This is a genomic window from Phaeobacter sp. 11ANDIMAR09 (assembly GCF_001294455.1).
Taxonomy (GTDB): domain Bacteria; phylum Pseudomonadota; class Alphaproteobacteria; order Rhodobacterales; family Rhodobacteraceae; genus Pseudophaeobacter.
This window is the reverse complement of sequence record NZ_LIKT01000010.1, coordinates 90,798-103,825: the sequence shown is the minus strand read 5'-3', so window position 1 is coordinate 103,825 and position 13,028 is coordinate 90,798. Positions and strand designations below refer to the sequence as shown.

At 60.3% G+C, this 13,028-nt stretch carries 13 protein-coding genes; 1 reads left to right on the top strand and 12 read right to left on the bottom strand.

Features of this window, described 5'->3' with window-relative positions:
• Positions 1 to 161 precede the first annotated feature (161 nt).
• The 12 genes from AN476_RS10870 to fabD form a co-directional block, all read right to left on the bottom strand.
• Complete coding sequence (locus AN476_RS10870; protein WP_054461598.1) at positions 162 to 1,343, bottom strand: phage major capsid protein; 1,182 nt, start codon at positions 1,341 to 1,343, stop codon at positions 162 to 164.
• A complete protein-coding gene (locus AN476_RS10865) occupies positions 1,340 to 1,930 on the bottom strand; it encodes an HK97 family phage prohead protease (protein WP_054461597.1) in 591 nt (196 codons plus the stop codon). The genes AN476_RS10870 and AN476_RS10865 overlap by 4 nt, the downstream gene beginning before the upstream one ends.
• A 33-nt stretch (positions 1,931 to 1,963) precedes the next feature.
• Positions 1,964 to 2,182, bottom strand: coding sequence for a hypothetical protein (locus AN476_RS10860; protein WP_054461596.1), 219 nt, complete (start codon positions 2,180 to 2,182; stop codon positions 1,964 to 1,966).
• Positions 2,175 to 3,386, bottom strand: a complete 1,212-nt coding sequence (locus tag AN476_RS10855; protein WP_054461595.1) for a phage portal protein — start codon at positions 3,384 to 3,386, stop codon at positions 2,175 to 2,177. The genes AN476_RS10860 and AN476_RS10855 overlap by 8 nt, the downstream gene beginning before the upstream one ends.
• Positions 3,387 to 3,558: 172 nt before the next feature.
• Positions 3,559 to 4,836, bottom strand: a complete 1,278-nt coding sequence (locus tag AN476_RS10850; protein WP_157063739.1) for a DNA-packaging protein — start codon at positions 4,834 to 4,836, stop codon at positions 3,559 to 3,561.
• Entirely contained in the window at positions 4,829 to 5,173 is a 345-nt protein-coding gene (locus AN476_RS10845; RefSeq protein ID WP_054461594.1) for a hypothetical protein, read from the bottom strand. Before AN476_RS10845 ends, AN476_RS10850 begins: the two co-directional genes overlap by 8 nt.
• Positions 5,174 to 5,487: 314 nt before the next feature.
• Complete coding sequence (gene mltG / locus AN476_RS10840) at positions 5,488 to 6,642, bottom strand: endolytic transglycosylase MltG (RefSeq protein ID WP_054461593.1); 1,155 nt, start codon at positions 6,640 to 6,642, stop codon at positions 5,488 to 5,490.
• Positions 6,643 to 7,908, bottom strand: coding sequence for a beta-ketoacyl-ACP synthase II (gene fabF, locus AN476_RS10835; RefSeq protein WP_054461592.1), 1,266 nt, complete (start codon positions 7,906 to 7,908; stop codon positions 6,643 to 6,645).
• 268 nt (positions 7,909 to 8,176) lie between these two features.
• Positions 8,177 to 8,920 carry a HisA/HisF-related TIM barrel protein gene (locus AN476_RS10830; RefSeq protein ID WP_054461591.1) on the bottom strand — a complete coding sequence of 248 codons (744 nt, stop codon included), beginning with the start codon at positions 8,918 to 8,920 and terminating at the stop codon, positions 8,177 to 8,179.
• A 158-nt stretch (positions 8,921 to 9,078) separates the two neighbouring features.
• On the bottom strand, positions 9,079 to 9,312 hold the full coding sequence (locus tag AN476_RS10825) for an acyl carrier protein (RefSeq protein ID WP_009808171.1): 234 nt from the start codon (positions 9,310 to 9,312) through the stop codon (positions 9,079 to 9,081).
• A 410-nt stretch (positions 9,313 to 9,722) separates the two neighbouring features.
• Positions 9,723 to 10,460 (bottom strand): 3-oxoacyl-[acyl-carrier-protein] reductase, encoded by a 738-nt coding sequence (gene fabG / locus AN476_RS10820; protein ID WP_054461590.1) that lies wholly within the window; start codon positions 10,458 to 10,460, stop codon positions 9,723 to 9,725.
• 78 nt (positions 10,461 to 10,538) lie between these two features.
• Complete coding sequence (gene fabD, locus AN476_RS10815) at positions 10,539 to 11,474, bottom strand: ACP S-malonyltransferase (RefSeq protein ID WP_054461589.1); 936 nt, start codon at positions 11,472 to 11,474, stop codon at positions 10,539 to 10,541.
• 255 nt (positions 11,475 to 11,729) lie between these two features.
• Between fabD and AN476_RS10810 the strand changes: the two genes are divergently transcribed.
• Positions 11,730 to 13,007 (top strand): cytochrome b/b6 domain-containing protein, encoded by a 1,278-nt coding sequence (locus AN476_RS10810; RefSeq protein WP_054461588.1) that lies wholly within the window; start codon positions 11,730 to 11,732, stop codon positions 13,005 to 13,007.
• Positions 13,008 to 13,028 lie beyond the last annotated feature (21 nt).

The window sequence follows — 13,028 nt, the reverse complement described above, 5'->3', positions numbered from 1 at the left end:
CAACTCCGCGGGCTCTGGTCCCCAAGACGTCCCATTCTGGTTCAGCGGGCACGCAAGGCTCTCTGCCGCTCGGACGGAGGGGGAGCAGCTAGACGGCAAAGACCCATGACATGCGTGCCCGCCGAGGAACCGGGCTGCCGGTTCCTCATTCAGCCAGAGCCTCAGCTCAGGCCAAATTTCAGCAATTTGATGGCGGCAAAATCGCTTACATCTCCGCCGACCCGCTTAGTGGCGTAAAACAGCACATGGGGTTTGGCGCTAAAGGGGTCACGCAGAACCCGCAGATCCGGGCGTTCCGCAATGGTGTAGCCCGCAGCAAAATCACCAAAGGCCAGCGACAGCGCATCTGTTGCCGCATCGGGCATGTCTTCGGCAATCAGCACCGGGTAGCCCAGCAGGCGCGCAGGCTCGCCCGCCGCCAGTCCATCCGACCACAGGAAGCGTCCATCCGCATCCTTCAGCTTGCGCAGAAAGCCGGCGGTTTTGGAGTTCATCACAAAGCTGGCATTGGCGCGATACTGCGCCCCAAGCGCATAGACCAGGTCAATGATGGCATCCCCGTCGCCAATGCCGCCATCCTCGCCGGTGGCCACATAGCCGATGGAGCCCCAGCTCCAGCTCTCATTGTCCACCGTTGGGTGCGTCAGAATGCCAGTGGGTTTGTCGATGCCATTCCCGGTCAAAAAGGCCGAGGCCTCGGCGCGGGTGAATTTATCGGCGATCCGCCCCGCCAGCCAGCCTTCGATGTCAAAGGCGCTGTCATCCAACAGGCGCTGAGACGCCTTTGGCAGCGCGCTCAGCTCGTGCAGGGGAATGGTGATCCGGTCAATGACTGGCGTGCCGCTTTCCACGGCCGGATCTGTTTCGGTCGCCCAGCCAGCCCCGGTATCGCTGTGATCAATCAACACATCAAAAGAGGTCGCCTCCACGCTGACCACCGTGGCAACAGCACGGATCGATGCGGTGGATTGCAAGACTGATTTCACCGTCTCCGAGGTCTGCGGGTCAACCAGATAGCCACCATCACTATTGACGGCTGTTGACAGGGCCTTGGTTTCGGGCAGCAGGCTGCGCAGAGCGGTGTCGTCACCGGTACGGATATAGCCGACAAAGGCTTTTTGATGCGGGGCCTGCCCAGCCACAGCACCTGACAGCTGCGGGCGCGGCACTCGGTTTGTCTTTCGATCCAGCATGGTCATTCGCTCTTCCGTCTGTTTGATTTTGACTTTCACACCGTCCTGAAAGCTTCTGAATTCGCTCAGGAAACCTGACATTGCCTGGGTTACTTCCTGCGTCAAACAAGCTGCCTGCTCGGCTGTGTTCGGGGGGGCTTTCCTGGTCATGGTTTTGTCCGGTCCTTTGCACTGATAGGGGAAAAACTGCTGCGGCTGAGCGCCCGGCTTGCCCGCCGCAAATCCGCAACCAACCGCCGCAGGTTCTGGGTTTCGGCATCGGCTTTTTGTCCCATCACCCGGGCGCTGGGCAGCATTGGAAAGGTCACAAGAGACACCTCCCACAGCTCCACCTCGGTCAGGATACGCCCGCCACCCTCGGCCCTGCGGGCGCGTTTGGTGCGATAGCCAATCGACAGACCTTCGATGGCGCCGGCTGCAATCAGCGTTGCAGCTTCGGCACCGCGCGGAATTTCTGTCAGCAGGCGCCCTTTGACCCAAAGCCCGCGACTGTCTTCGCGGATTTCTTCCCAGACTCCGATGGGCTGGGCCGGATCGTGCTGCCAGAGCATCTTGACCCGGCAACCCGCAGCAGAGAGCTGTGCCAGCGACGCGGTGTAGGCCCCAGGGGCAACACTATCGCCCCCCTGATCGGCGGCACCAAAGAGGCTGGCGTAGCCCTGGATGACGCTGTCATCCTCGACTGTCAGCATCTCGCCAAACCGAGAGAACTTATGTTCCATGCCTGTTTCAATCATAGCGAAGATCCCACATAACCATCTGAAAACAAGTCAATTCACCGCAAGGAAAGACTGAAAGACCCGGGTAAGGATCACGGCTGCCACACCGTAGAGCGTGAACCAGAGGCGCCGCTCCAAGCGCTCCAACATCTGCTCCAGCTGCTGCTGTCGCCGCTCCAGGCTCTGCAATTGGATCTGGCTGACCTTTTCATGGGTCGACAGCCGCAGCCCTGGCGCACAGTCAAAGGGGGGCATTGGAAACTCAGCCATCCGTTTCTCCCTCCGGCAGGGGCGGCAGGCCCAGGAGCCTGCGCTTTTCTGGCTGGCTAAGGAAATCCGCCGAGGCGATCCGCCGCCATTGACGCTCACGTTCCTCGGAAAGGGCCGAAACCTGATCGAGATCAGGCTTCAATTCGATAATCTCATCCGCATAGGCGGAGAGCCAATCGGACAAGCCAGCTGCAATCCGGCTCACCAGAGGCACAACGGTCAGCCGGTAAAAGGCCCGGTTTGCCTCTTGATAGTTGGAATAGGCCGTATCACCGGGCAGCCCCAAGAGCATCGGCGGCACCCCAAGGGCAAGCGCGATTTCCCGCGCAGCGGCCTCTTTGGTTTTCTGGAATTCCATATCCGAGGGCGAAAACCCCATCGGCTTCCAGTCCAGCCCGCCCTCCAGAACCATGGGACGCCCGGCATTTCGCGCACCTTGGAAGTTTGCTTCGACCTCGTCGCTCAAGCGGCGAAACTGATCGTCTGACAGGCTGCTCTGACCATCACTGCCGGCCCAGACCAGCGCGCCTGAGGGGCGGGCAGCATTGTCCAACAACCCCTTAGACCACTGCGAAGCGGCCGAATGAACATCCAAGGACTGGGCCGCCGCTTGTAGCGGAGCGAGCCCGTAGTGATCATCCTGAGGATGAAAGTTTTTCAAATGCAGCACCGGGCTGCGCAGATTGCTACAGGCAAAGCGATGCCTGCTGCCCCCCACTGTATAGTCATAGGCCAATGGCCAGCCATCCGCACCGGGCACAACAGAAATGCGATCCGGGCGCAGCAGGTGCAGTTCCGATGGCCAGTCCTCGTCTTCGCTCACCGCCTCGACGTAGGCGTTTCCAGACAGCATCAGATGGCCAAACAGGCTCTCAAAGAAATCCTGCCGCGTCTGCGCTGCATTCGGCCGGGTGATAAGCGACAGCAAGGGATGAACCTCATATCGCTGCGCAGAATCCTGAACCACCAGCGGCAGGGATGCGGCCGCCTCGATCACCATGCGCACGGCCCGAAACCCAATTGGATTGTTCTGAAAGCCAAGACGCGTCAAAGAGCCCGCGTCCCGCGCATTCACCAAACCTGCTCCGCCGCTCTGCCAAGCCGTGCCACGGGCCGCAGCGCTGGCCTTGGTCTGGTGCGCCGAGGCCGGTGCAGCCTGGGGCACGCTAGACTGTTTCTTGCGCCAGGGTAGGTCAAACCTCATGGGCGGCTCCTTTGATCCATCATCCGGGCAATGCGCCCTTTGCTGGAGAAAAGGTATGAGGTGCGGGCCTGAAGATCCCCCAAGCATGGCGCCCGACCTCAGGGAAACGCAGGCGATAACGCATTCATCCCCATCAGAAAAACCGCCTCACCTGCTGTTGCATCAGCGGAATTCAGACCATTCTGGCGCGCGGAAGATTGCCGCGACTCGCCGGATCCAGAACCAGCTGATGAAGGGCCCAGACCAGCGCATCGACCCTGTCTGGCGAGCCCTGGCCCTGAAAGCCCTGCGGGGCCATCTGGCGCATCTGCTCTTCCAGTTCTGCCAGGCCCGGCAGATGGTGTACCCTGCCCTGCTCATACAGGGCAGCAACGGGTTCAGCCCGCACCACTTTGCCCCGGCTTGCATGCACCGCCTGAAAGCCCACCAGAGGGTCAACCTGCCGCAAAAGGCTTTCGACCAGAGCGCCGCCTTGGTTGACCTCAGCCACCACCCTGTCGGCGGAAAAGGCGTGGTAGGTGTCAATCACCTGTCGCGCCCAGGCCAGCGGCCCAAGCCCCTGTACAGTCCGGTCCGCCAGAACATAGGCCCGCCAGTCCTGCACAGGCCCCTGAAGACAGGCCCCGGCGACGATGATTCCGCAGGCATCCGAATCTTTGCCCGCGCTCACCGCCGGATCAACCGCCACCACAATGCGATCCAGCTCTGGTGCGGCGGTCACCTGCAGCTTTTCCAGCTGCGCCGCCCGCCAGATCGCCCCCTCGACATCGCTCAGCAGCACACCATCCAATTCTTGTCGCCCCAGACGCGATCCACCGTAGCGGGCCCGTATTTCCGTCAGGAACGAGGCTGCAAGATTGGCCCGGTTGGTTTCTGTTGCCGCGTGGCTTTGCACCGTCGAGGGGTTTTGCAATAGCTGGCGCAAGAGGGAGACATTGCGCGGTGTGGTTGTCACACAGAGCCGCGGGTCCTCCCCCAAACGCAGGGAAAACTGCAACATGTCCCAAGCTTCACGCGCGCGGCGCCATTTGGCCAGCTCATCCGCCCAGGCGGTATCAAACTGAGGTCCCCGCAGTGCCTCGGGGTCATGGGCGGAAAAGGCCTGCGCCATAGCGCCATTGGCCCAGATCAGCTTGCGTTCGCCCGATTTCCACTGGGGCCTCCTGTCCGGGGGCGAACAGGCCAGAAGGCCGCTGTCGCCCTGGATCATCACATCGCGGACCTGATCATAGGTCTCACCGATCAGAGCCAACCGCCGCGCGCGCCCTGAGGCCAGTGGGCTGGCGCCTTCGACCTGTCGGCGGATCCACTCCGCCCCCGCACGGGTCTTGCCGGCCCCCCGCCCCCCGAGGATCACCCAGCAGCGCCACAGCCCCTCAGGCGGCAGTTGATGCGCATGGGCCCAGACCTCGAACAAATAGGGCAGAGAGAGGGTTGCATTGTCACTCATCTCCTCGATCAAGGTGCTCTGCACCTTGGGAGCTGCGGAGGCGATCCAGGCGGCGGCTGATTTCAGCCCGGGCCTCGGCAAGATCAAGCCCGAGTTGGTCTGTGGCACCTTGGGTGTTTTGCTCGGCAAGGGTCTTCTCCACTTTCTGGCAGTCTCTGATAAGCCCCTCGAGTTTTGCGATCCGGGGAAGCGCACTGTTCAGGGCTTTCGCACCGTCATCAGCCAGGCGCAGCTGCAGCTCTTCGGCTTCCTGACGCAGGCGCTGGATAGAGCGCTGAAGCGATTGGAACAGATCCTGGGTGGTTTGAGATTTGGAGTGTGGCTCTGTCTGGGACATCTGAGCATGGGCCTTTCAATCAAAGGACCCCCGGCATGCCAAAAGACAAGTCGATCAAAACCTGGCACAGAACCTCGGTTCAGCAGGCCAATAATTGGATGCCAGTCTTTTCCAGCTGCGCAGTAAACTAGGCCAGGACACAGCGAAAAGTCAAATGAGGCGAGGTTGCCAAGCGGTCTAGAACAAAAGGAAATCTTAACGATTGCGGACCATCAGATGAACCGCTCTCCCCATGGGAGCAACGAAAACCCGCCACCGTCAGGAGACGGAAGCGGGTCGAAATTTTGGGCAACGAGCCGATCAAGGCAGCGTGATCAGTTGTTGTTGCGTTCTGCCTCAATCTGGCGCCATTTGGCGACATTGCGATTGTGTTCTTGCAGCGTTTCGGCAAAAGCGTGGCCCCCGGTGCCATCTGCAACAAAGAACAGATAGTCTGTCTCATCCGGGTTTACCGCCGCCAAAAGGCTCGCCTGACCGGGGTTGGCAATTGGCGTGGGGGGCAGGCCTTCGATCACATAGGTGTTCCAAGGCGTGACCTTACGCAGCTCGCTTTGACGCAGCCCCCGACCCAAAACGCCCTCACCTTTGGTGACGCCATAGATCACGGTCGGGTCCGTTTGCAGACGCATCCCCCGGTTCAAACGGTTGGTAAACACACTGGCCACCTGACCGCGTTCGCGCGCAACAGCTGTTTCCTTCTCGATGATCGAGGCCAGGATCAGCATTTCCTCGGGCGTTTGTACTGCTGCATCCGCGCTGCGGTTTTCCCAGGCTGCGCCAATCAGCAATTCCTGCCGGTCCTGCATCTGCGCCAGGACATCAGCGCGGGGCTGACCCGAGATGATTTCATAGCTGTCAGGTGCCAACATGCCCTCTGCCGGACGCTCTCCGGGGTCGCCGGACAGGACATCAATATTCTGCAAGGCATTTACCACCTGCCAGCTGGTCACGCCCTCAGCAAGCGCCACTCGAAAGCGGGTATCGGCTGCAACTTTCAGCTCGGTAAAGATCGCCGGAGCCTCATCAACGCCGAGTTCAAACTCGGCCCGCTCGACAAATTTTCCAGAGGCCGGATCCAGCTCGCGCACTTCGGCGCGCACGCGGGTGACGCCCACGCGGTAGACGACCTCGGTGCCGCAGGTGCTGGCGCCACCTTGGGTGATCTGCTCAAGGATCCCCTCCATCGAGGATCCAGGCCGCACCAGAAAACTCCCGGCCTTCAGCTGGTTCGATTTCTCGGCATATTTGGCACTGAGCCGGAACATCATCCCAGAGGTGACCGCCCCCTGGCCCTCCAGATCGGCGCTCACCCGGGTCATGTTTGACCCCGGGCGCACCTGCAGACAGATCGCCGTTTCCAGCGGCCCTTCGGCAGTATATTTCGACTTACCCCATAGGATGACGCCGCCCAAAAGGAACAGCACCACCACCAGGACAGTCATCATATTTGAAGCCAGGCTACGCCACATTTATTTGGGCTTCCCAAAGACCACGGAGGCATTGGTGCCGCCAAAGCCAAAGGAGTTGGACAAGGCCACCTCGATTTTGCGCTCGCGCTTGGCATTGGGCGCCAGATCGATCGGGGTCTCTACCGCCTGATTGTCGAGGTTGATGGTGGGCGGCGCCACCTGATCCCGGATCGCCAGAATCGAGAAGATCGCTTCAATCGCGCCGGCAGCCCCCAGGAGGTGCCCAGTGGCCGATTTTGTCGAGGACATTGTCACCCCCTCGGCGTGTTCGCCCATCATGCGCTCCACTGCACCCAGCTCAATTGTATCCGCCATGGTCGAGGTGCCATGGGCGTTGATATAGTCGATATCCTTGGGCTCAAGACCTGCGTTTTTCAGCGCCGCACGCATCGAGCGTTCGCCCCCCTCACCGGTCTCGGAAGGGGCCGTGATGTGATAGGCATCGCCCGACAGGCCATAGCCGAGAACTTCGGCGTAGATCTTGGCACCCCGGGCCTTGGCGTGTTCGTAGTCTTCCAGAACCACCACACCGGCGCCCTCGCCCATAACAAAACCATCGCGGTCGGCATCATAGGGGCGCGAGGCCGATTTGGGATCGTCGGCGCGTTTGGTCGACAGCGCTTTGCAGGCATTAAAGCCGGCAATACCGATCTCGCAAATGGCCGCTTCGGCTCCGCCTGCAATCATCACATCTGCGTCGCCGGATTTGATCAGCCGCGCCGCATCACCAATGGCATGGGCTCCGGTCGAACAGGCGGTCACCACCGAATGGTTGGGGCCTTTGAAACCAAACCGAATGGAAACCTGACCTGAAATCAGGTTGATCAGCGCTCCGGGAATGAAGAAGGGAGAGACCCGGCGCGGGCCCTTTTCCTTGATCATCACGGCTGTATCTGCGATCGAGCTCAGCCCGCCGATACCTGAGCCAATCATCACGCCGGTGCGTTCCAGGCTTTCAGTATCTTCCGGTGCCCAATCAGCATCGCGCACGGCCATTTCGGCGGCAGCAATACCGTAGAGGATAAAGTCATCAATCTTTTTCTGGTCTTTCTTCACCACCCAGTCATCTGGGTTGAAAGTCCCTTCGCTGCCGTCGCCACGGGTGACTTCGCAGGCATAGGTGGTTGCAACACCGCTGGCCTCAGCGTCAAACAGCGTAATTGGCCCGGCGCCAGACTGACCGTCCAACAGGCTCGACCAAGTCTCTTCGACTCCGGTCGCCAATGGTGTGACCAATCCCAATCCGGTTACAACGACTCGACGCATTCCTTGCTCTCCTCTGCCTCGGCAATTCGCTCACCCAAATAGCTTGTAATGCCCAAGGGGTGCAAGTGCACCAATCGACCGCCCAAGCGGCAGACCCAAAAAACAGGAGAAAGACCGCCGCCCGTGTCAAAGAAAGCGCGGTTTTTGTCAGCACTCCCCCATCCGAACCGGGGGAGCACCTCGCCCAAAGGGGATTTCCCCCCGATCGGGCAATCCCCTGTGCAGGCCGAGCATTGCATCGGCCAGCACAGGGGAGGCAGAGGTTTGGTTAAAGGAATTCAGCCACTTGTTCTGGCAGCGGTTGCGCCACTTCCAGGGCCTCTTCCAGAGACAGGGTCTTGCGGAACAAGGCGCGTCCAACCAGGGCCCCCGCGATATTGTTGATGTATTTCAGCCGCGACAGGTCATCGGCATTGCGCACCACACCGCTGGCAATCACCGGAGAATGCGCCGCCGCTGCCAGTCCGGAAATCAACCCCAGCTGAGCCTCAACATCCGCCATGTCGCTGTCGATATCGGTGACGATGATTCCTGCAAATGGCGCATTGCCAAAGGCGGTGATATAGGTTTCCGGCTCAAAAGCCCCGGCTTTCAGCCAGCCTTCGGTCATCACCTGCCCCTGCCAGACATCCACCGCCAGGACAATTTGATCGGGGTGTTGCTTGGCCAACTCGCTTACCAGTGACGGATCCAGCGCCGCCAAGGTGCCCACCACAACCCGTCCGGCCCCCTGGTCAATCCAGGATTCAACACTGTCGCGGCTGCGCATACCGCCGCCCAATTGTACCGGAATGCCTGCGGTGCGGATGATCTCTTTGACCAGATCAGAGTTGCTGTCATCGCCCTGGACTGCGTTGAAATCGGTCAGATGCATCCATTCGGCGCCAGCCGCTGCAAACTCTCTGGCTTTCTCGATTGGGTCCACATGCCAAACAAGCGGCTCGTCCAGACGTCCCTTTTCCAGGGTCACACAGTGACCGTCCAGCAGTTCCATTGTTGGATAAATCTGCATCTCGAAGTTCCTCCTGTTTGCTCAACCCCTGCAGGATAGCACATACCATCGCAGGATGAGTCCAGCCTTCTCCAGAACACACAAGAGGGGGAGACGCAAAACGGCGCTTCCCTGGTGGAAAGCGCCGTTTCGACAATCACATTGCTGTGAAGGGGACTTTAGGAAGCTTCGGTGATGAACTTCACTGCGTCGCCAAATGTCTGGATGGTTTCGGCCGCATCATCGGGGATTTCGATGCCGAACTCTTCTTCAAATGCCATGACCAGCTCAACGGTGTCGAGGCTGTCTGCACCCAAATCGTCGATGAAGGACGCGTTTTCGGTCACTTTTTCTTCTTCAACACCCAGGTGCTCTACAACGATCTTTTTTACGCGGTCTGCGACGTCGCTCATGTCATTTCCTCGTTCTTCAGGGCAGCTTGCCCGGTTTTGCCCGTTCCCCTGAGGGTGGCATTGTTTTGCCCGATGCGGGCGGTTCTGCTTCCGATACCGGAAGCTACCCAATCGCTGCCCCCAGAAAGAGAGAAACGTCAGGACGAATATGGGCCGCCTATAGCACAGACCAGCTCAGAGGCAAATGGTTTCGCACCATCAACTGCCTCCGACGATGCTCTGCCTCAACTGGCCCTGTCGAGCAGATGGCACTGCCCCGTGTCAGGGACAAGGGGTGGCGCCAAGTTATTCTGGGACCCTGTTGATATCAGTGCGATATTCCAGGTGACCCGGGGGCTTTTTGTGCTCTGAAATAGGCGATTCTGCAACGTTTTTGCGTAGGATTACCGCCCTCTCAAAGCGCAAAAACCTTAGAACATCGCCATGCCGCCGTTCACATGCAGGGTGGTTCCGGTGACATAAGACGCCTCGGGGCTGGCCAGATAGAGCACCGCAGCAGCGATTTCTTTCGAATCCCCCATACGCCCGGCTGGGATCTGCGTCAGGATCGCATCTTTCTGGCCATCATTCAGCTTGTCCGTCATCGCCGTGGCAATAAATCCAGGCGCAACTGCATTCACCGTGATGCCACGATTGGCGACTTCATAGGCGATGGATTTTGACATGCCGATCATCCCGGCCTTGGAGGCGGCATAGTTGCCCTGACCGGGGTTGCCGGTGGCGCCCACAATGGAAGAGATATTGATGATCCGGCCCCAGCGGGCCTTCATCATCCCGCGCATCACGCCGCGGCACAGGCGCATGGTCGAGGTGAGGTTCACCTCCAGCACGCTCTGCCATTCGTCATCCTTCATCCGCATGAACAGATTGTCCTTGGTGATGCCGGCATTGTTGACCAGGATATCCACGCTGCCCATGGCCTCAGCGGCCTGTTTCGGCAGGGCCTCAACGGCCTCGGCATCGCTCAGGTTGCAGGTCAGCACATGGGCCCGCTCGCCAAGCTCAGCTGCCAGTTCCTGCAGCGGGGCTTCGCGGGTGCCAGAAAGCGCAACGGTTGCCCCCGCTGCGTGTAGCGCACGGGCGATATCGCCGCCGATGCCGCCCGAAGCACCGGTTACCAGGGCATTTTTTCCAGTCAAATCAAACATGTCATTTCCTCTGTTTTCAGGTGCTTGGCCTATGCTATTCCTGCCACATCGGGCCACACCGATCTAATCTACGCGGGGTCAGGCGTCCTTGACGGCAGCAACCGCTTCGGGGGTGCCAAACTGGCGGCTGGCCAGGCTGCGGTCGATCTTACGGATCATCCCCGACAGGGCCTTGCCAGAGCCAATTTCCCAAAACTCTGTCACGCCCTTGGCGGCCATGGCCTGGACGCTCTCACGCCAGCGTACTGAACCGGTCACCTGTTCCACCAGAAGCTGACGGATCTCGCTTGGGTCGCTCACCACATCGGCGCGCACATTGGCAATCAGCGGCACCGCAGGTGCCTTGACCTCCACCGCGGCCAGGGCCTCGGCCATGACATCTGCAGCAGGTTGCATCAGGGCACAGTGGAATGGTGCCGAGACCGGCAGCATCACCGCGCGTTTGGCGCCCCGCCCCTTGGCGATTTCTGCGGCGCGTTCAACGGCGGCCTTATGGCCTGACACAACCACCTGGGTTGGGTCATTGTCATTGGCGGCCTGCACCACCTCACCTTCGGCAGCGGCCTCGGCTGCCACTTCCTTGACGGTGGCAAAATCCAGCCCCAGCAGGGCTGCCATAGCGCCGACGCCCACTGGCACTGCGCTCTGCATGGCTTCGCCACGGGTGCGCAGCAGGCGCGCGGTATCCGCAACCGAGATCGCCCCAGCAGCGGCCAGCGCCGAATACTCGCCGAGCGAGTGGCCTGCAACAAATGCGGCCTGATCAATGGCAACACCTTCGGCCTCCAACGCCCGCATCGCGGCCAGCGAGGTCGCCATCAGGGCAGGCTGCGCATTCTGGGTCAGGGTCAGGGTTTCGATATCCCCCTCCCAGATCAGTTTGCTGAGATCCTCGCCCAGGGCCGCATCCACCTCGTCAAAGACAGCCTTTGCGGCCGGATAAGTCTCTGCCAATGCCTGGCCCATACCGATGGCTTGGGCGCCCTGGCCGGGAAATACAAATGCGATCGTCATTAAGGTCACTTCCTTCACTGTCGTTTTCATCGGTTTAGCCGCAGCTGACCCAACGTACAAGAGAACTGACCCGAGTTCGCCTGCCTCCGCAGTCGATGGTGACGACAGCTGTCTCCGCGCCCTTGCGTATTGCGCACAAGTCCTGTTCGCAGGTGGACATTGCCTGCCATTGCATGACCCGACTGCCTGGCTAAATTAAGTCTTATCATACCTGCAGGTCACCCCTGCTTTGGATCAGCAAAAGGAACAGCCCCCGTGTCCGCCCAAAACACCCCCTCCAGCTATGGCAGCATCAGCAAGAGCTTTCACTGGCTCACCGCGCTTTTGCTGATCTCCGCCTTTGTGCTGGGCCTGAATGCCAGCGACCTCGCTCATGAGATCCAGAGCCCCGGTTTTGATGGTTCCGCCGAGACCCTGTCGCGCGCCATGTTGTTGTTCTCGATTCACAAAACCATCGGCGTTGCCGCCTTCTTTACCGCTTTGGCCCGCATTCTCTGGGCCCTCAACCAACCCAAGCCTGGCCTATTGCACCCCGAAAACAAGCCCGAAGCCCTGGCGGCAGAGGTGGTACACTGGGTGTTATATGGCGCCATGGTTGCCACCCCTTTGACCGGCTGGATCCACCATGCTGCCAGCACCGGCTTTGCCCCCATCTGGTGGCCCTTTGGCCAAGAGCTTCCCTTTGTGCCAAAATCCGACAATATCGCCGCGCTGTTTGGCGCCCTGCACTGGGTGGCGACCAAGGCTTTGTTGATCACCGTTGGACTGCATGTGGCGGGGGCTCTAAAACATGTCGTCATCGACCGCGACGCCACACTGCGCCGCATGTTGCCAAAATCCGGCGACCTGCCGGTGCCACCGGCACAAAAGCATAGCCCCGTTCCAGCTCTTGCTGCCCTAGTGATTTGGGCGGCGGTGCTGACGGGCGGAGCCATGCTGGCGCAAGAGCCCCATGACCATAGCGCGCCGAATGTGGCCGACAGCCGCGCTGACTCGGCGGATGCCAGCGCGGCCTCCACAGCGAACCAGGACAGCGCAGATGCAGCTAGGGGCAATTGGATCGTAGAAGACGGAAGCCTGGGCCTGACCATCCAACAGATGGGCAGCGGTGTCAGCGGCACCTTTGGCAGCTGGCAGGCGGAGATCCGTTTTGACAACCCGTCAGCCCCCGGTCCCGCGGGTCAAGTGAAGGTCGAAATCGACATCGCCTCGCTGAGCCTCGGCACGGTGACCGATCAGGCCATGGGGGCGGACTATTTTGATGTCGCCTCCTACCCAAAGGCGCGCTTTGAGGCTGCGTTGGAACGGCTGGAGACGGGTTATCAGGCGGTTGGAACCCTCAGCATTCGCGACAAGAGCCTGCCGCTCACCCTGCCCTTTGACCTTCGCTTTGACGGGGATCGCGCTGTGATGAGCAGCCAGACCAGCGTCAACCGGCTCGATTTTGAGATTGGCAAGGGAACCCAAGACGAAGGCACATTGGGCTTTAATGTTGTGCTTGCAATTGCCCTGACCGCGCAGAAATCACGCTGAACGCCCTGGGGCCGCGCCATC

Bases quoted from the DNA above. Each gene is read 5' to 3' on its own strand.
- AN476_RS10870 (WP_054461598.1), bottom strand. From the start codon at position 1,343: ATGACCAGGAAAGCCCCCCCGAACACAGCCGAGCAGGCAGCTTGTTTG.
- AN476_RS10865 (WP_054461597.1), bottom strand. From the start codon at position 1,930: ATGATTGAAACAGGCATGGAACATAAGTTCTCTCGGTTTGGCGAGATG.
- AN476_RS10860 (WP_054461596.1), bottom strand. From the start codon at position 2,182: ATGGCTGAGTTTCCAATGCCCCCCTTTGACTGTGCGCCAGGGCTGCGG.
- AN476_RS10855 (WP_054461595.1), bottom strand. From the start codon at position 3,386: ATGAGGTTTGACCTACCCTGGCGCAAGAAACAGTCTAGCGTGCCCCAG.
- AN476_RS10850 (WP_157063739.1), bottom strand. From the start codon at position 4,836: ATGAGTGACAATGCAACCCTCTCTCTGCCCTATTTGTTCGAGGTCTGG.
- AN476_RS10845 (WP_054461594.1), bottom strand. From the start codon at position 5,173: ATGTCCCAGACAGAGCCACACTCCAAATCTCAAACCACCCAGGATCTG.
- mltG (WP_054461593.1), bottom strand. From the start codon at position 6,642: ATGTGGCGTAGCCTGGCTTCAAATATGATGACTGTCCTGGTGGTGGTG.
- fabF (WP_054461592.1), bottom strand. From the start codon at position 7,908: ATGCGTCGAGTCGTTGTAACCGGATTGGGATTGGTCACACCATTGGCG.
- AN476_RS10830 (WP_054461591.1), bottom strand. From the start codon at position 8,920: ATGCAGATTTATCCAACAATGGAACTGCTGGACGGTCACTGTGTGACC.
- AN476_RS10825 (WP_009808171.1), bottom strand. From the start codon at position 9,312: ATGAGCGACGTCGCAGACCGCGTAAAAAAGATCGTTGTAGAGCACCTG.
- fabG (WP_054461590.1), bottom strand. From the start codon at position 10,460: ATGTTTGATTTGACTGGAAAAAATGCCCTGGTAACCGGTGCTTCGGGC.
- fabD (WP_054461589.1), bottom strand. From the start codon at position 11,474: ATGACGATCGCATTTGTATTTCCCGGCCAGGGCGCCCAAGCCATCGGT.